Origin of the sequence: Jutongia huaianensis, from assembly GCF_014384985.1 — a bacterium.
Taxonomy (GTDB): Bacteria; Bacillota; Clostridia; order Lachnospirales; family Lachnospiraceae; genus Jutongia; species Jutongia huaianensis.
The window spans coordinates 1-17,840 of the sequence record NZ_JACRSX010000002.1; the positions used below are offsets into that span (position 1 = coordinate 1).

Below are 17,840 nucleotides of genomic sequence, written 5' to 3' on the forward strand. Positions count from 1 at the left end.
ATGTCTCCCGTGGTCATTCCTTTTGCATACATAGATATGATCTTTTCTTCCATGTCCTGAGTGACCGTATTCTGATATTTTGGTATCAGCTGCGGTTCATACTTCCCTTTGCGGTCCCTTGGGATTGCAATGTCCATATCCCCATAACTGGTACGCATTGTTTTCTTGGAATGTCCATTCCGGCTGTTATCGGTCTCTTTGTTGCGGTAATCATATTTGGAATACCCAAGTTCCTCATTAAGCTCTTCGTCAAGAGCCCCTTCCAATAAAACAGACATCATGTCCCGCATGATGGAATTAACATCGTTTCCGCTTTTGATACTGATATCATTCTCCTTGAGATATCCTTGCATCATTTCGCGCATTGCTGCTTTTTGTGGTGAATCACTTTTTCTTCTTGCCATAATAAAAACCTCCAAACTGAGTAATGTTATCTTACATCAGTTTGAAGGTTTACACAAACTTTGGGACACTCCCGTTACGAATTTGTGGGTCAAATGAAAAAGTAAATTCCATCCGTCTGATGCAAAATTGCTATGGTTTTAAATAGTGTGGTTATCTGTCTGCTCTTTTGTTTTAGGTTTGTTGGCTCTTACAGTAAGCCATCTGGAGCAGATAAATTTACGAATAACAGTTAGCCTTCTACTCGATTCATTTACAATACTTTCATGCTTCAAAACGAATAACGTAATTTCAACTTGACAGACAGAATATGTGTTTTAATATAGACTATATATAGTCAATAGTATTTTTTTGCTGTATGATGCTCGAGGAGAAAAATTGAAATGGAGGTTTGAAGGTATGAAAAAGAAGCGATTATTATGTATGTTGATGGCACCGGTTATGGTTGTCGCTTCTCTTCCGTTATCGTATGTGGCGGCAGATAGCTGCAGCGGCAGGTGCATATATCTTAAATTTTGTATATGATGATAAAGAGAGTGCGTATCATTCCATGCCGGTTACCTGGCAGAAAACATACGGGTATAACAAATTATTTGACAAGGTGTTTCGGGTGGGGTCGAATATGTCGGTGGAGGATATTCCGTACTCTTATAATAATAAAAAGTATGTTTTATGGATGTGGAAGGGTGATTATTGGAATCTTGGCACAGGTTCAGAGATTGGCTTATATCAGCAGTCAGCAGAGAGCAGAACTCATTATGATGCTGTGGATTTTCTATGTTCTATGCAGTTGAGTACATACAAATATTCAGATGGACAGGTTTATGGAAGTTATTACAATTGGAATCCGGTTCATAACAAGCAGTGGTGGATCACTGCGTTTGACTGGAGACATCCGAAGCCGGATCCGAAAAAACTGGTCACGCTTGGAAAGGTTGATTTTGGTGATAAAACCGGTATGGCACAAACAATCAAGGATAAAATTAAGGATAAATCTAAGGACAAAAAAATCTTTCAAGATACCATATTAAGTGAAAATAGTAATACCATCTGGATTATGTGGGGAGGTAATGAATAATGATAAAATATGCTAAAAGATTTCTATGTCTCCTGCTTGTGGCGGGTCTGTTGTGCGGGTGCGGCAGATCCCATATAAAAAGCTCATATATAAAGGAAGGGATTGAACTTCTGGCAGGTCTGGGCGAAGGCTTAGTGGAAGGTCTCGTGAATGCATGGACAAGTGATGAGGAAGACGACGATTATATCGATGTGAATTTCAGTCGTGCCGACAATGAATTAACGGAACAGGCAAATCAAGTGTACGAGGCGTTAAAAGAAAAGGACATTGAAAGCATAAAAAAAGTGTTTGCTCCATGCACAGCAAAGAAATATGATCTGGACAAAGAAATTAAAAAGTTATTTAAAAAAATAGAAGGAAATGTGATCAGTATCGGAGAAGCCAGCGGGTGGACAACGGGATATGCACATGATGCGGAAAAAGGTTATCTTTATGTAGATTCAGAGGAAAAATTGAAAAATATTACAACGGACGAAGGAAAATCATACTGTATGACATTATTCGGATATTATTCGAATTCTCAGTCAAAAGATAAGGTGGGAATTAGTTTTTTATATGTTTCGGAGGGAAAGACAGAAAATGTTAATCATGAAGTTTATGAAATAGGTGGTAGTGAGCAATGAGACATTACCTATGGTGTGAAAAGGAGTCATTAATAAGTAATACCATCCCGACCATTGATGACATGGATGCGCAGGTGATTGATATGTTGACATTACAGGAAACAATAAGACCATCGGCTGATTTGCGAAATCATTATTCCGAAATATCAAAGCTGTGTAAGGAAAACAAAGAAGCAGTGATTATTACAGTAAATGGCAGAGTTGCTCCGATAACGGAAACATTTGACGATTTGAGGAAAATAAGCAAGTGATTGTATATGCTGTCATAGATCAACGTCAGGATTATTTGAATATTATTCGTGGTTTGTAGAAAAGTTCATCATTAAAAAAGAGTCATACCATTGTGGCTCTTATCTGTGAAGCCTGTAAAATTAAGGCTTCACAATTTTTTTAAAAATTTTAGCACTCGACCCTTGACGTGGCTAACAAAAGGTGCTATATTGTAGTCAATCTGAGAGAGATGGTCTGATGGGATAGGATCCGAAGTATCTGGAAAACCTAAGGATCAGGGGCTTTCAGAGGGAGAAAAGAGTAGAGATAGAGTGAGTAGAACCTGCGGCGAAATCCGCAGGTTTTTGAGAAAGGCAAGGTGATTTCAATGAACATCAGTAAATTTACGACGAAGTCACAGGAAGTAGTACAGGAATGTGAGAAGGTTGCCATGGATTATGGTCATCAGGAGATGGGCGAGGATCATCTCCTGGCGGCAATGCTTAGGGTAGAGGGAAGCCTGATCCCGAAGCTCATCGAAAAGATGGGAATAGATGCGGATGTATTCCAGGCACAGGTAGATGGTGTGCTGGCAAAACGACCTAAGGTAAGCGGTGGGGATCTGCGGATCGACCGTTATCTGAACGAGGCATTGATCTATGCTGAGGACGAGGCGAAGCGGATGGGAGATGAATATGTATCCGTGGAGCATCTGTTTTTAAGTATGCTGGAGCATCCAAGCCGCGAGATCAAGGCATTGATGAAACAGAGCCAGATCACCAGAGAGCGTTTTTTGCAGGCGTTATCCCAGGTTAGGGGCAACCAGCGTGTGACCAGTGATAATCCGGAGGCTACTTATGATGCTCTGGAAAAGTACGGCTATGATCTGGTAGAGAGAGCCAGAGAGGGCAAGATTGATCCGGTCATTGGCAGAGACAATGAGATCCGTCACATTATCCGGATCCTTTCCAGAAAGTCAAAGAATAATCCGGTGCTGATCGGTGAGCCGGGTGTTGGTAAGACGGCAGCAGTAGAGGGACTGGCACAGCGTATTGTGAAGGGTGATGTGCCGGAGGGCTTAAAGGACAAAAAGATCTTTGCGCTGGACATGGGTTCTCTGGTTGCCGGTGCGAAGTACCGTGGTGAGTTCGAGGAGCGTCTGAAGGCATTGCTGGAGGAGGTCAAGAAGAGTGAAGGACAGATCATTCTTTTCATTGATGAGCTGCACACTATTGTAGGAGCAGGCAAAACAGAGGGTTCCATGGATGCGGGCAACATGCTCAAGCCAATGCTTGCCAGAGGCGAGCTTCATTGTATTGGAGCAACCACACTGGATGAGTACCGGCAGTATATTGAGAAGGATGCGGCACTGGAACGTCGTTTCCAGCCGGTTATGGTGTCAGAGCCAACGGTGGAGGATACCATTTCTATTCTCCGTGGTATCAAGGAGCGTTATGAGGTGTTCCATGGCGTGAAGATCACAGACAGCTCCCTGGTAGCGGCGGCAACACTTTCCAACCGTTATATTTCCGACCGTTTCCTGCCGGACAAGGCAATCGATCTGGTGGATGAGGCATGCGCCATGATCAAGACAGAGCTTGACAGTATGCCGGCAGAGTTAGATGAACTGAACCGTCAGATCATGCAGCTTCGTATTGAGGAGCAGGCATTGAAGAAAGAGACAGATCACCTTTCCCAGGAGCGTCTGGAGGCACTGCAGAAGGAGCTGGCAGAGCTTCAGGAGAAGTTTGAGCACCAGAAGGCACAGTGGGAGAGTGAAAAGGCTGAGGTGGATAAGGTAAGCAAGATCAAGGAGGAGAGAGATTCTCTTCGCAATGAGATGGAGCAGGCGCAGGCAAGGGGCGATTACACCAAGGCGGCGGAGATTCAGTATGGCAGGCTGCCGGAGCTGGAAAGACAGCTTGAGGAGGCAGAAGAGAAGGCGAAACAGCGCGGAGATTCCATGGTGCAGGAGGCTGTGACCGAGGAAGAAATTGCCAAGATCATTTCCCGCTGGACCGGTATTCCGATTGCAAAGCTGACCGAGGGCGAGCGTGAGAAGACACTTCATCTGGCCGATGAGCTTCACAAGAGAGTCGTTGGACAGGATGAGGGTGTAGAACTGGTATCCGAGGCAATCCTTCGTTCCAAGGCAGGGATCAAGGATCCAACGAAGCCGATCGGTTCCTTCCTGTTCTTAGGTCCTACCGGAGTCGGTAAGACGGAGCTGGCCAAGACGCTGGCGCAGGCATTGTTTGATGATGAAAATGCAATGGTCCGTATTGATATGAGTGAATATATGGAGAAGTATTCTGTGGCCCGTCTGATCGGAGCGCCTCCGGGATATGTCGGTTATGAGGAGGGCGGCCAGCTGACCGAGGCAGTCCGCAGAAAACCATATTCTGTGGTACTTTTCGATGAGATCGAGAAGGCACATCCGGATGTATTCAATGTGCTGCTGCAGGTACTGGATGATGGACGTATCACGGATTCCCAGGGCAGAACCGTTGATTTCAAAAACACGATCCTGATCCTGACTTCTAATATTGGCTCCACTTATCTGTTGGAGGGCATTGAGGAAGACGGAACCATCAGTGAGGAGGCAAGAAACCAGACGATGGCAGATCTGAGGGCTTCTTTCCGTCCGGAATTTTTGAATCGTCTGGATGAGATTATTCTCTTTAAGCCGCTGACGAAGGACAATATCCACGGTATTATAGACATTCTGATGGATGAGTTAAATGGCAGACTTCGTGAGAAGGAGCTTACTGTGGAGCTGACTCCGGCAGCCATGGATCTGATCGTGGAACAGGCATATGAGCCGGCGTTTGGTGCGCGTCCGTTGAAGCGTTATCTGCAAAAGCATGTGGAAACTCTGCTGGCACGTCGGATTCTGGAGGATACGGTTCACGCCGGGGATACCATTGTGATCGACAGTCAGGATGGGGTACTTGTCACCAGATAACATTTTATAAAAACAGGCAATCCTGTTAACATTTCAGAAATTGTCCTGCAAGAATAAAAAAGGGCAAAACCAGCGTTTTGCCCTCCAAGAATTGCTTCGCAATTCTCGTTGGCTTCCCTCTACGCTACGAGCATTTTCCTATACACTAAAAGAAGAGCCATGAATATTCATAGCAATTATGTTTCGATTTCTATGAAATTCATGGCTCTTTTAGTTTATAGGAAATTTTCTCCTTTTTATTTGTCAGATCTATTGCTGTGAAATTATTTCCGATGTTTTACTGTGGTGTTACTATACGGTTTATTTTGCATTAGCGGCATCAAATTCTTTAACGATATCTTCTTCCGGAGCCTTAGTGAGAAGGCTTACGATCACGATGACTACGCAGGATACCAGAAATGCCGGAAGCAGCTCGTAGATATCAAAGGCACCACCCAGTGGACGTACACAGTATTTCCAGATAAAGACTACGACACCGCCGGCAATCATACCGGACAGAGCACCTGCCAGATTACAGCGTTTCCAGAACAGGGCAAAGAGCATTACGGCACCGAAGGCACCGCCAAAGCCCGCCCAGGCAAAGGATACGATACCAAATACGCTGGAGTTTGGATCTCTTGCCATCAGTACACCAACAATGGCAATGGCAATGATGGTGATCCTTGCAAGGAGAAGTTCTTTTTTTTCGGAAATCTTGATGCCGAGGAAATCCTTTACCACGTTCTGGGAAATACCGGAGGCTGCGGCCAGAAGCTGGCTGTCAGAGGTAGACATGGTTGCGGCAAGCACACCGGCAAGGATCACACCGGCGAGAAGTGCCGGGAGAATACCATGTTTACTCAGAAGGTCGGTGATCGCCATGATAATGGTTTCCGGATCGTCCAGAGCTTTGATGGAACCGTACTTTGTCATACCGAGACCGACAACACCGATAAATACACCGACTGTCATGGCAATGACCACCCAGATCGTGGCAATACGGCGGGAAAGTACAAGCTTCTTTTCGTCCTCGATAGACATAAAACGTACTAAGATATGAGGCATACCAAAATAACCGATACCCCAGGCAAGGGTAGAGATGATCGGAATGATTCCGCCGTAGGAAACGGCATTTCCAGTGGTGGCATCATAAAGCTCTGTCAGGGAAAAATATCCCGGCAGAGAGTGGGCATTGTCCATAACGGCACCAAGTCCACCGGCTTTGCTGATACCAAATACCATAACGGTGACGAGTGCAATACTCATAACAATACTCTGAACGAGGTCTGTAGTACATACGGCGCTGAAACCGCCCATTAATGTGTAGCATACAATAACAAGAGCGGAGAGGATCATGGCTGTCATATAATCAGCTCCGAAAAGACTGTGGAACAGCTTACCGCATGCGGCAAAGCCGGATGCCGTATATGGAATGAAAAAGATCACAATGACCAGAGCGGCAACGGCAGTAATAATATTTTTCTTATCATGAAAACGCTTTGCAAGGAAATCCGGAACGGTGATCGCCTTGATATTGCTGGAATAACGGCGGAGACGTCTGGCAACAAAGAACCAGTTCAGCCACGTACCGATTGCAAGACCGGCTGCAGTCCAGAATGCGCTGCAGACACCGGAGAGATAAGCAACACCGGGCAGTCCCATCAGCAGCCAGCTTGACATATCACTGGCTTCTGCACTCATGGCGACAACGAGAGGTCCCATTTTACGTCCTCCCAGATAGAAGTCCTCCGAAGTTTTGTTCTGGTTACTAAACCGGATACCGATACAGATCATTCCTATCAGATATGCGGCAATTGCGATGATAATACACACATCAGTCATTCTGAATTTCCTCCTTTAGTGTTTGTGTTACTGACAAAAAAATGATGTCCCATGATATCCATAGGACATTCAACTCTTTCAACTATACAATAAAGAAGGGGATAGTGTCAAATTTTGACATATTTTCGTTAAAATTTCTTTATTTTATATGCGTATGCTGCGGAATTGTCACAGATAGCATCGGATGCATTTTCGCAGTTCCTGTTCGATGGAGATCAGACGTTGACAGAGATCCTTTGCGGTATGATCGGCATCGTCATATTGATTTAAATACTTATAGAGAGATTTAATTCCCATATTACAGCCGTCTGTCATGAGATCTGCGGCTGTTTCATCACTTTCGTTAATGCCCATCTGCATATTCGTTTTTAACCATGCCATACTTTTTGCCATAGGATTTGGATCCTTTTCCTGACTGTGATGTTTTAGGAGCTCTTCGTGAATCTCATTTCCAAGTATTGCGTGATGCTCCTTTGTTTCCTTTAAAAGAGCTTTAAAATCGGGACAATGAACCTTATCCATAATTTCATCAATAGCTGAAACAGCCATTTTGCTGCCGGAATCACATTCCTGTAATAAGTTGATCGTATCCTGCTCGCTCATTTCGATACCTCCATTTTTTATTGTTGTTTTTATTGTGGACGGATTGCAGTATTCTATACATTTTATGAAAGAATGCCTGTAGCAAAAAGCCCCAAAGGATAGAAAATGATAAAACTTGTAAAATTGCGTAGAAAATGCTAATTTATTATTTGTAATCAGTATTATAATGGCAACAGGCTTTCGAAAGTGAATTGTTGGTGAGCGTAGGGATCATATTTATTTGTTGATTGCTGTTACGCTTTGTTTTTTGGAAAGGAGGAAATCACAATGAGAACTATTATACTAAATCGTGTTTTAAAGCTAAGAGGAAATTTACAGGGTTACTGCGGAGTCTGACTGGAATGTAGTTTTTATGGTTGTAAGTATAATAACCATATATTTAGAAAATTAATTTATCTTTATTAATCAGGCTATGATCAGGATAGCTGTTATTAGAGTTCAGGATTATTCTAAAACTGTATTACATGTAAGACTCTGCCGGGAAGAGATATTTCATGGCATATTAGGGAGTTTTACAGAGATAATAGAGTTTCTTTTTGTCTTGTGGCATATATTTAGACAGGATGAATCGCATCGTTTACATATCTTCAAACAGAACAAATGTTTGCATAAAATGCTAAGAAATACTATTCCCTTTTTGATACAATAAAATATATAAAAGATTTTATAGATAGAGGAATGAGTGAGGGAGAGATGAAAATAGAAGAGAAGACTCCTCAGAAAATGGGAGTATGGAATAGCATGTGTTATACTGTGCGGACGATTTGGAGGGCAGATAAAGGCTGTATTTTGCTGTCTTTTTATAAAAACTGCACCGAAGAAGTATATATGTCTTTTTTCTTTATTTTAATGCTGCAGATGATTTATTCCTATATTGAAAATGGAAAGTCATTTATGGGACTGCTCCGTTTTGTGACGTTATTTTGTATGGGACATATCTGTATTCATCTGGTGTCGGCCTGGCATGCGTACTATATCCGCAAGAAAACACCGAAGGTATATGCGTATATATTTAACCGCGTTATTGACAAGGCTGTGCGTATTGAGCTGACCAAGTATGAGCAGCCGGATTTTTATGATAAGTTTGCCAGAGCATTGGATGAATGCCTGACAAAGGCGATGGATGGATTATTTTCACTGGCATGGGCGACAGGATGCGCTTTATCCGCTGTTGCCGCTGTTTTTCTGATTGCCCGTGTGGACCCGGCGATGCTTGTTTTTTCGCTGCCATCGATTGTGGCATCGTTTCTGTTCAGTTCCCGGATCAATAAGCTGCAGTATGAGCTTCGGCTGGAGGAGACCAGGGATAAGCGTACTGCAGAGTATGTGAAGCGTGTCTTCTATGAGAAAAAATATGCGGGAGAGATACGATTATACAATATCCGCAAGGTGCTGCTTCGTGAGTATAAGGAGAGTTTTGACAGCAGACAGGAGCTTTATGCCCGGATGTACCGTCAGATCAATTTTTATAAGCAGGTGCAGGATCTGGTGATCTTTGGACTGCCAATCCTGTTGACATATATTTATGTGAGTGTTGTTCTTAAGACTACAGGAGAGGCAAAGATCGGCCTGTACGTGGCGACATTGGGAAGTGTGGATTATTTTGCATGGAGAGTAAAGACCGCCATCAAAAATTATATGGAGGCCGGCAAGAACTGTATGTATATGAATAATCTGCAGGAGTTTCTGGAGATGGATGAGGAGACTATGGAGAATGGCAGCAGAGCGGTACAGGGAGAGCTGGGAGACATAGAACTGGATCATGTGAGTTTTCGGTATACAGGCAGTGAAAAACCGGTGATCAGGGATTTGTCACTGCATATCCGAAAGGGCGAGAGGATCGCTCTGGTGGGAGAAAACGGTGCCGGCAAGACTACTTTGGTGAAATTGTTAATGGGATTATATCCGGTTCAGCAGGGAAAGATATCTGTAGGAGGTGTAGACATCCGGGAGTATAACAAAAGAGATTATCAGAAGCATTTTGGAACCGTGTTTCAGGACCTGCAGATATTTTCGCTGCCTCTTTCCCACAATGTATTGATGAAAGAGCCTGAAACGGAGGAGGAGAGGGATTTGGTGACAGAGTCTCTGCGCAAAGCGCAGTTTGGAGATGTATTAGACAAATTACCCGATGGCATAGACAGTATGGTTACAAAAGAGTTTGAAGATAGCGGATTTATCTGTTCCGGCGGCCAGGCACAGAAGATTGCCATTGCCAGAGTTTTTGCCAAGAATCCGGATATTGTCATATTGGATGAGCCATCCAGTGCTCTGGATCCTATTGCTGAGTTTAATATGTACAACAATATGCTGGAGGCATCGGAGGGGCGGACTGTATTTTTTATTTCCCACCGCCTTTCTTCGGCACGGATCGCAGACAGGATCTGTTTTCTGGAGCAGGGAAGCATTGTGGAGAGTGGCACCCATGATGAATTGATGGAGCGGAACGGAAAGTATGCCCGGATGTTCCGGCTTCAGGCAAAGAATTACAAGGAACGAGAGGAGGCGTGTGTCTATGAATAAAGAGAGAGACAAAATATCCATCCGCAGGCTGATCTCTAATGTAGGCTATATTATGAAATTTGCCATGGAAGTGGATAGGAGAGCGGTGATCACGATATTTGCAGGATATCTGATCTGTTCTGTGACATATGCGGTATATAGTACCTTGTTTTTGAAGTATTTCATTCAGATGATGCAGGATCGTCGGGTGGATCTGGTACAGGCTGTTTTATTTGTGTTTGCCGGTATTGTGATTTTAACGGTCAGCGATGCCACGGAGATTGCTTTGGAAAACTGGGTTGAGGTACGTTTTTTGAAGGTGGCGGGCACAGTACAGAGACGTTTTATCCGAAAGGCGGCAGATATTGATCTGATCTGTTATGACAATAAAGATTATTTTGATGATTTTGTGATCGCAGCCTCCCAGTCTGAGGAGATGTTAATGACGGGAGTGATGTCTACCGGTTATATTATAGGACACGTTGCCGGGATTTTTACGCTGGGAGCATTGGTTCTTTCTGTAAATCCTGTGATCGCGGTGTTCCCGATAGCCGGATTTGTGATCAATATTGTGACTCGTTTTAAGATTACAGAGTATGAGTATAACTACGAGATGGAATATAAGAGGATTATGCGTAAGGCTGATTATTCCAAGCGGGTATTTTATCAGCCGGAATATGCCAAGGAGATCAAACTTTCCGATATCCGGGTGCCACTGCAGCTTCAATTCAATGAAGCCGTAGATGAGGTTATGGATCAGGCGCATGCGATTGGGATCAGGATTGCGATACTTTCCCTGATTAATTGGATCGGTACCTTTACGGTGATGTCGGATTTTGCGATTCCGGTGTATCTTGGATATCTTGCATTAGTAAAGAAAAGCATCCGCCTGGGAGATGTGGCAGCCATGAACAATGCAGAGGAGGGCATTCGCAATAATCTGGATGGTTTAAATTATGCCTTCGTGCGTTTTCAAAAGGTTGGGCAGTTCGCAGAACGTTTCCGGCGCTTTGTGGATTATGAGATACAGATTGAAAACAGGGAAGGAATACGCAGGATGCCGGAGGAAAGACAGACATTGGAGATTAAAGATATGTCTTTTCGGTATGCTGGGGCGGATCAGGATACCCTTCATCATATTTCCATGACGATCCATCCGGGAGAAAAAGTGGCGTTTGTCGGAGAAAATGGTGCAGGTAAGACGACCTTTGTTAAGTTGTTGATGCATCTTTATGATGTGTCAGAGGGGAGCATCTGTTATGGCGGTCACGACATCAGAGAATATGGGACAAAGGAATACCGGGATCGCATTGGCGCAGTCTTTCAGGACTATCAGATTTATGGTGCTACACTTGTAGAAAATGTTCTGATGGATGAAGAAAAGGAAGGAGACAGGGAGAGGGTGCTTCAGGCACTTAGATTGGCAGATTTTGAGAAAAAGCTGGAGAGGCTGCCGGATGGTCTTGATTCCAATATGACAAGGGAATTCAGGGAAGACGGGACCATGCTGTCCGGTGGAGAGTCTCAAAAGGTTGCGATTGCCAGAATGTTTGCCAGAACAGGCAGATTGTCACTGGCGATTCTGGATGAACCATCCAGTGCCCTGGATCCTTTGGCGGAGTACAGATTAAATACCAATATGATGAAAAATGCAGGGAATGCCACGGTGATCTTCATATCTCATCGATTATCTACTACAAGAGATGCTGATCGGATCTATATGTTTGAGAACGGTCAGATCATAGAGGAAGGAAATCACCGGGAGTTGATGGAGTTGGGAGGTAAATATGCAGCAATGTTTGAAAAACAGGCATATTACTATCAGGATGAGGTGGACCTGGAAGCAGTATAAAAGCCGATGTGCAATGACCAACATGGAGGGGAGGCAGTACATGAGTAAGGAAGATGATGTTTTTAACAGTGTATTTACATATATAGAAGATAATCTGACGGAGAAATTAACCGTAGAAGAAATAGCGAAGCATGTTTATCTTTCTCCAACATATTTGCAGTCAGTATTTAAGGAACATTTTGGAATACCTCTGGCGGAATATGTCAGGAGTCAGAAGTTGAAAAGAGCCATGGACTTATTATACAATACGGAAAGAAGAATTAGTGACATCGCATATGACAGTGGATTTGAGCACGAATCCTCCTTTATCCGCTCCTTTAAGAGAGAGTTTGGTATGACTCCTGGAGAAGCCAGAAGGAAAAAGTGTCATGATAGTGGAAAAGTCAGTTAAAGTGTTGTCCTATGTACATAAGTGTTGTTCTACGTACATAACAGAAGTCGAGGAATCAGAGTGAAGGAGAAAAAATATGCAGACAAGACAGCAGGCGGGGATTGTGTGTTGTTCTGACGGTTTAACAGAGAACCAGGGCGAGGTAGTACAGAAGCTGCGGGAAACATTATATCAGATGAATGTATCGGTTATTATGAGTCCGTATCTTTATCAGGAAGCCGGAACGGCAAAACAGAAAGCACAGGCTTTAATGGCGTTATATGAGAACGATGAAATTCATGATATTTTTGATATATCAGGAGGAGATCTGGCCAATGAACTGTTGCCGTATCTGGATTATCAGAGGATTGCGGACTCAGGCAAAATTTTCTGGGGATATAGTGATCTGACGTCGATACTCAATGGGATCTATAGCAAAACAGGGAATCCCGGGGTATTGTATCAGCTTCGAAATCTCATAGGAGTTTGCGGGCAGGAACAGCGGAGAGCATTTTATCAGATGCTGGAGCAGGATGGAGACGATCTGTTTCGATTCCCTTACCGTTTTATCCAGGGAACGGAGATGGAAGGGATTGTGATAGGAGGAAATATACGCTGCCTGCTGAAGCTGGCAGGGACGGATTATTTTCCTGACTGCCATGACAGGATCCTTTTATTGGAAAGCTTAAGCGGGGGCATGTCACGGATCACAGCATATTTCAGTCAGCTGCAGCAGATGGGGGTGTTTGAACGATGTGCAGGTATCCTGTTGGGGACATTTACACAGTTAGAGAAGGAGAATGGCATAGATGCAGCTCCGATCTTGTTGCAGCGTTTTGTGAGAAGTGACCTTCCGATTGCGAAAACACAGCAGATTGGTCATGGGGTAGACTCCAAGGCCATAATGATCGGGAGGAGCAAGTGTTTATCTGTTCAAAAATGATATAAATTCGGATGTTGTTATGAAAGAAAAAGCCAGCGGGATAATATCCGCTGGCTTTATAAATTCCTAATAATGTTTTTGTTATTTTTCAACTTCTGTAAAACCGTCTACATAAACGGTAAAACCGGAAGCAATGGTTTTGCTCCATTTTCCAAAGGAAGAAGTTCCATTGGAACGCTTGCTGACAATGGCGTTGTCGATCAATAATCCTTTTGAGGTAGCATGAATACGCCATTTGTTTCCACATCCATTATATTTACGAATGATAGGTTTGCCTTTTTTATTGACGTAACGATCACTGCATTTTCTTAATTCGCCTTTTTTGTAGACGCCAAGTTCTACCAGACGGGAAGCAACCTCTGACATATTGTTGAATTCTCCAAAATAAAGAGCAACATGTCCACCGCCGCGTCCGTATGTCAGGACATCACCAAGAGAAAGGTTTTTCAGGCTTGTCCCTTTGTTGTGACGTTTGATCGTTGTTGTTGTCTTGGAATTGTTCCATTCATATGTATTGGTCTCCTCGTTGAGAATACCGGATGTATAGGAGATCTTCACACGGTATGCAGACCAATCATAGGAGGTAGGAGCATTTTTCTTTCCTTTATGAACACGGATATTTTTGCTGATATTTTTGATTCCTGCAATGGAGTTTTCCTTTGCGGATATTGTTTCCAAAGATTCCAGAGCCTTTTCTACATATGTATTACAAACATACTGGTTCTTTCCAAGACCATAGGATTTCCCCAAAAATCCCTTTGCAATAGAACGCTGATAGCGATCGATAGAAATCTGTTGTTTAAAAGTTGTATTTGATGCGTCTACAGATGTAGAACATATCTGAGATGCGATGATTCCAAATGATAATGCAAATGCTGCACAAGTTTTTAATATGTTATGTTTCATTGTTAAACCCCAAATATTACAGAAAAATTACACTAATTGTTAACTACAGTTCATAATTATACTGTAATTTACAGAAAATTACAAGGAAAAATTACAAAAATGTTAAGAATTTTACAAGATATTTATGATGATATATGAGATTCTGCAAAATAGTGGATTTTTCAAGGGATTTCAAGATGCCTTGAAAAAAGTAGATTCAATAAAATTAGAGGGTTGACTTTTAGAAAATGATATGATAGCATACTAAGTGTATTAAATGAGTTAATACAGAGCAAACACGATTGTGAACAGGGGGTGAGATCGTGATACAACTCAATTACCGTGATTCCAGACCGATTTATGAGCAGGTAAAGGATGGATTTCGTCATTTGATCATTCAGAAAGTGATGACAAAGGATGAAAAGCTTCCCTCTGTGAGGGAGCTTGCAACATCACTGACCATCAATCCCAATACGATACAGCGTGCTTACAGGGAACTGGAGCAGGAGGGATATGTTTATACGATTCCGGGCAAGGGGAGCTTTGCAGCCGGTGTGCCGGAGACGGATGGAAGGAGAAAGAAGGAGCTTTTAGAGTCCTTTGACAAAACAGTAAAGGAACTTAAGTTTCTGGGGATGAGTCCGGAGGAGTTAATGGAGCGGATCAGGAATGTTTCAAAATGAAAGAATGGAGGGGAATTAATTTGATTCAGGGAAAAGATATATGTAAAAGGTTCGGAGATTTTCAGGCCCTTGATCATGCGAGCTTTCATGTACCCAAGGGAGCGGTTTATGGTCTGGTGGGACCGAACGGAGCAGGAAAGTCTACGCTGCTTCGTCATGTGACGGGCATATTCCGACAGGACAGCGGCGAGCTTTTGGTGGATGGACAAAAGGTGTTTGAAAACCCTGCCGCAAAGGCAAAACTCACGTTTATACCAGATGATATTTTTTATTTCCGTCAGGCAAATCTGAAAGAAATGAAAAAGTATTATGAAGGGATCTATCCTACTTTTGATACGGAGCTTTTTGATAAGCTGATGGATTGTTTTCCGGCGGTAGACCGGAAGAGAAATATCCGCCGGATGTCGAAAGGAATGCAGAAGCAGGCAGCCTTTTTGCTGGCAATCAGCTGTAAGCCGCAGCTTCTGGTATTGGATGAGCCGGTGGACGGACTGGATCCGGTGATGCGCCGTCAGATCTGGAATATTCTTCTGAATGCAGTGAGTGAGGAGCAGATGACGGTGCTGGTGTCCTCTCACAATCTGAGAGAGCTGGAGGATGTCTGTGATCATGTGGGGATCATGCATAAGGGACAGGTGATCCTGGAGCGTTCCCTGAGTGAGCTTCAGGGAAGCGTGACAAAGCTGCAGATGGCATTTGAGGGGGATGAGGTGCCGGATATCACAGGACGTTTTGAGGTGATGAACCATACGCAGCTTGGTCGGGTGCATACCCTGATCGTAAAGGGAGATCAGAGAGAACTGGGGGATTATCTCGCGACCTTCCATCCGCTTGTTATGGATATGCTGCCGCTGACACTGGAAGAAATCTTTATTTATGAACTGGGAGGTGAGGATTATGAAGTCAAAGACATCATTCTTTAATAAGATGATATTCCGGAAGGACATTACAAGATTCTGGCCGTTGTGGACGTTACAGCTCGTGATCGGATTTTTTGGAGTGATCATTCCGGCCTTGTCGCAGATGTCATATATTAACAATCTTCAAACACATTCCGCGAAGACGCAGTATAAGATAGATGATCTGATCGGATATATACAAAACAGTTGTCTGTCTCCTTATATCATGGTAATTTGCATTGTGATTGCAGCCAGTGTGTTCCTGTATCTGACCAGAGAGCGGGAGACATATACGATGCATTCTTTTCCGATGAAAAGAGTACATATTTTTACAAGCCACTATCTGGCGGGGATGGTAATGCTGATCGTTCCGGCGTTGATCATTCAGGTTTGCCTGATGCTGATCGGTGTGACCAATGGCGTTGGGGTCATTCTTCCATATGCAGGGATTTATATGCTGGAATGGATCCTTCAGGTGTTTTTTTATTACAATCTGGCTTGTGCTGTTGTGATGGTCACCGGCAATGCATTTATGAGCTTTGTGATCTATGGTGTGCTCAATTGTCTTGTGGCAGGGGTGGCAATGCTTTACTCTATGCTGGCAGAGATATTTGTCTATGGTAATCAGGGATTTGATCTGTATGATATCGTGGAAAATCCTTTGATCAGAAGATTGACTCCGGTGGTGTTTTTTATGATACATACCCTGCGGGGAGAGGCCCGGGGGGCATGGGCATATACGATGGGCGATGGCAACCATGTGGTCATGAATTATGATCAGGTGCTGCCGGAAATAGGAAAGACCGCCTTTTATCTGATCCCGGCTGCTCTTTTGCTGGCAATTGCCATTGGACTATATCGGATCCGTCAATTAGAGTCAGCAGGGGACATCATTGCATTTTCCTGGGGCAGACCGGTATTCCGCATTGTGTTTGTGTTTTGTTCCAGTCTTTTGTTTGCAGCAGGAGTTTATGCGATTGGTTTTGGAAATATCATAAATGATAATGCATATGGCACAAAATTTAATATTGTTCTGGGGCTTGTTATAGCAGGGACGATCCTGTTCTATTTCATAGCCAATATGATATTGGATAAATCGTTCTTTATCTGGAAAAAAACATCCTACTGGCGGATGGGGCTTTTTGTAGTGTTTATGATCTTTGGTATGATCGGTGTCCGGAATGGTCAGCTGGGATCTGGACTTCCTGCTTTTGACAAAGTACAGCAGGTGGGTGTGTCATTGGAATATAACGGGGAAAACAGTTATGAAACGCCGACATTTTATATGACAAATCCTCAGGCGTTCCATCAGGCATATGAGTTGAATCAGGATATTTTGAAATACGGAAGAAATATCCGGGAAAGCAGTGATGGAAATCAGAATGCCATCCGGATCCGGTACACTCTGGCAGGGGGAAAAGAGAGAACACTATATTATCAGGTGGAAGCTTCCGGTGAGGGCAAAAAGATGATGAATCGAATGAAGCAGTTTATCAGGAAGCAGCCGGATATGTGCGAGCTGCTTTATGGGAAGGGCTATGAGACAAAACTCCAAAAGGCCATGTATGTGAGCGGTATGTCTGTTGAATGGGTAAAAGATGGAGACGAGATGGTTTCCAAGTGGCTCAGTGAAGAAGAAGGTTATCCGTTATTGGAGGATAATACCGATGATCAGGAGCTTAGAAACGAATTATACCAGGCTGTGATCCGTGATATTCAGGATGGAAACTGTGATCTTTTTTATCAGGAACAGGCAAACAGTTTTATTGTCAGCCTGACAGATGATGGAGGGGAAACACGGTACCAGGAAGTGCAGATTACAGAAAAATGTACGAATACCCTGAAAGTGATCGAGAAGCTTGGACTGGTAAAGCAGTCCGGAAGAAAATGGGAGACCCTTCACGGAATATTAGGAGAGACTTCTTCCGGTGTTCCATCCGGACAGTAAGGGGAAATAAATTCAAGAGAAAACGTAGTCATGGACGGGGAACTGTGTTACAATAG

The 17,840-nt window shown here is 43.5% G+C and carries 15 protein-coding genes; 11 read left to right on the forward strand and 4 right to left on the reverse strand.

What is annotated here, in order from left to right:
• Positions 1 to 404: transposase (locus H8704_RS02070; RefSeq protein ID WP_249297106.1), on the reverse strand; the 404-nt coding region annotated here is incomplete at its 3' end.
• Between the two features lie 443 nt (positions 405 to 847).
• On the opposite strand from H8704_RS02070, the gene H8704_RS02075 reads away from it, so the two are divergent.
• The 4 genes from H8704_RS02075 (at position 848) to clpB (ending at position 5,278) form a co-directional block, all read left to right on the forward strand.
• The gene (locus H8704_RS02075; protein ID WP_249297108.1) at positions 848 to 1,480 is read left to right on the forward strand and encodes a DUF4474 domain-containing protein; all 633 of its coding nucleotides are present in this window, start codon (positions 848 to 850) and stop codon (positions 1,478 to 1,480) included.
• Entirely contained in the window at positions 1,480 to 2,103 is a 624-nt protein-coding gene (locus H8704_RS02080; RefSeq protein ID WP_118678705.1) for a DUF5104 domain-containing protein, read from the forward strand. Before H8704_RS02075 ends, H8704_RS02080 begins: the two co-directional genes overlap by 1 nt.
• Positions 2,100 to 2,354 (forward strand): type II toxin-antitoxin system Phd/YefM family antitoxin, encoded by a 255-nt coding sequence (locus H8704_RS02085; protein WP_118678703.1) that lies wholly within the window; start codon positions 2,100 to 2,102, stop codon positions 2,352 to 2,354. The genes H8704_RS02080 and H8704_RS02085 overlap by 4 nt, the downstream gene beginning before the upstream one ends.
• A 347-nt stretch (positions 2,355 to 2,701) precedes the next feature.
• Positions 2,702 to 5,278, forward strand: a complete 2,577-nt coding sequence (gene clpB / locus H8704_RS02090) for an ATP-dependent chaperone ClpB (protein WP_118678701.1) — start codon at positions 2,702 to 2,704, stop codon at positions 5,276 to 5,278.
• 300 nt (positions 5,279 to 5,578) lie between these two features.
• Here clpB and H8704_RS02095 read toward each other — a convergent pair whose 3' ends face one another.
• Positions 5,579 to 7,099, reverse strand: a complete 1,521-nt coding sequence (locus H8704_RS02095; RefSeq protein WP_118678699.1) for a sodium/proline symporter — start codon at positions 7,097 to 7,099, stop codon at positions 5,579 to 5,581.
• A 168-nt stretch (positions 7,100 to 7,267) separates the two neighbouring features.
• Complete coding sequence (locus H8704_RS02100; protein WP_249297110.1) at positions 7,268 to 7,702, reverse strand: hypothetical protein; 435 nt, start codon at positions 7,700 to 7,702, stop codon at positions 7,268 to 7,270.
• A gap of 693 nt (positions 7,703 to 8,395) precedes the next feature.
• Between H8704_RS02100 and H8704_RS02105 the strand changes: the two genes are divergently transcribed.
• The 4 genes from H8704_RS02105 to H8704_RS02120 all read left to right on the forward strand — a co-directional run bounded on the left by H8704_RS02105 (position 8,396) and on the right by H8704_RS02120 (position 13,369).
• Positions 8,396 to 10,225, forward strand: coding sequence for an ABC transporter ATP-binding protein (locus tag H8704_RS02105; protein ID WP_118678729.1), 1,830 nt, complete (start codon positions 8,396 to 8,398; stop codon positions 10,223 to 10,225).
• Entirely contained in the window at positions 10,218 to 12,056 is a 1,839-nt protein-coding gene (locus H8704_RS02110) for an ABC transporter ATP-binding protein (protein WP_249297111.1), read from the forward strand. The genes H8704_RS02105 and H8704_RS02110 overlap by 8 nt, the downstream gene beginning before the upstream one ends.
• A 40-nt stretch (positions 12,057 to 12,096) precedes the next feature.
• Complete coding sequence (locus H8704_RS02115) at positions 12,097 to 12,447, forward strand: helix-turn-helix domain-containing protein (RefSeq protein ID WP_182439832.1); 351 nt, start codon at positions 12,097 to 12,099, stop codon at positions 12,445 to 12,447.
• A gap of 76 nt (positions 12,448 to 12,523) precedes the next feature.
• The gene (locus tag H8704_RS02120) at positions 12,524 to 13,369 is read left to right on the forward strand and encodes an LD-carboxypeptidase (protein WP_118678687.1); all 846 of its coding nucleotides are present in this window, start codon (positions 12,524 to 12,526) and stop codon (positions 13,367 to 13,369) included.
• An 81-nt stretch (positions 13,370 to 13,450) separates the two neighbouring features.
• Here the strand turns inward: H8704_RS02120 and H8704_RS02125 are convergent, their stop codons facing one another.
• Positions 13,451 to 14,275: a hypothetical protein gene (locus H8704_RS02125; RefSeq protein WP_118678685.1), complete on the reverse strand. Its 825-nt coding sequence runs from the start codon at positions 14,273 to 14,275 to the stop codon at positions 13,451 to 13,453.
• A gap of 302 nt (positions 14,276 to 14,577) precedes the next feature.
• Between H8704_RS02125 and H8704_RS02130 the strand changes: the two genes are divergently transcribed.
• The 3 genes from H8704_RS02130 to H8704_RS02140 are packed head-to-tail and all read left to right on the forward strand — an operon-like array spanning position 14,578 to position 17,784.
• Positions 14,578 to 14,937 carry a GntR family transcriptional regulator gene (locus H8704_RS02130; RefSeq protein WP_118678683.1) on the forward strand — a complete coding sequence of 120 codons (360 nt, stop codon included), beginning with the start codon at positions 14,578 to 14,580 and terminating at the stop codon, positions 14,935 to 14,937.
• Between the two features lie 20 nt (positions 14,938 to 14,957).
• Positions 14,958 to 15,860 (forward strand): ABC transporter ATP-binding protein, encoded by a 903-nt coding sequence (locus H8704_RS02135; protein WP_249297113.1) that lies wholly within the window; start codon positions 14,958 to 14,960, stop codon positions 15,858 to 15,860.
• A complete protein-coding gene (locus tag H8704_RS02140) occupies positions 15,835 to 17,784 on the forward strand; it encodes a hypothetical protein (RefSeq protein WP_118678681.1) in 1,950 nt (649 codons plus the stop codon). The genes H8704_RS02135 and H8704_RS02140 overlap by 26 nt, the downstream gene beginning before the upstream one ends.
• Positions 17,785 to 17,840: the final 56 nt, after the last annotated feature.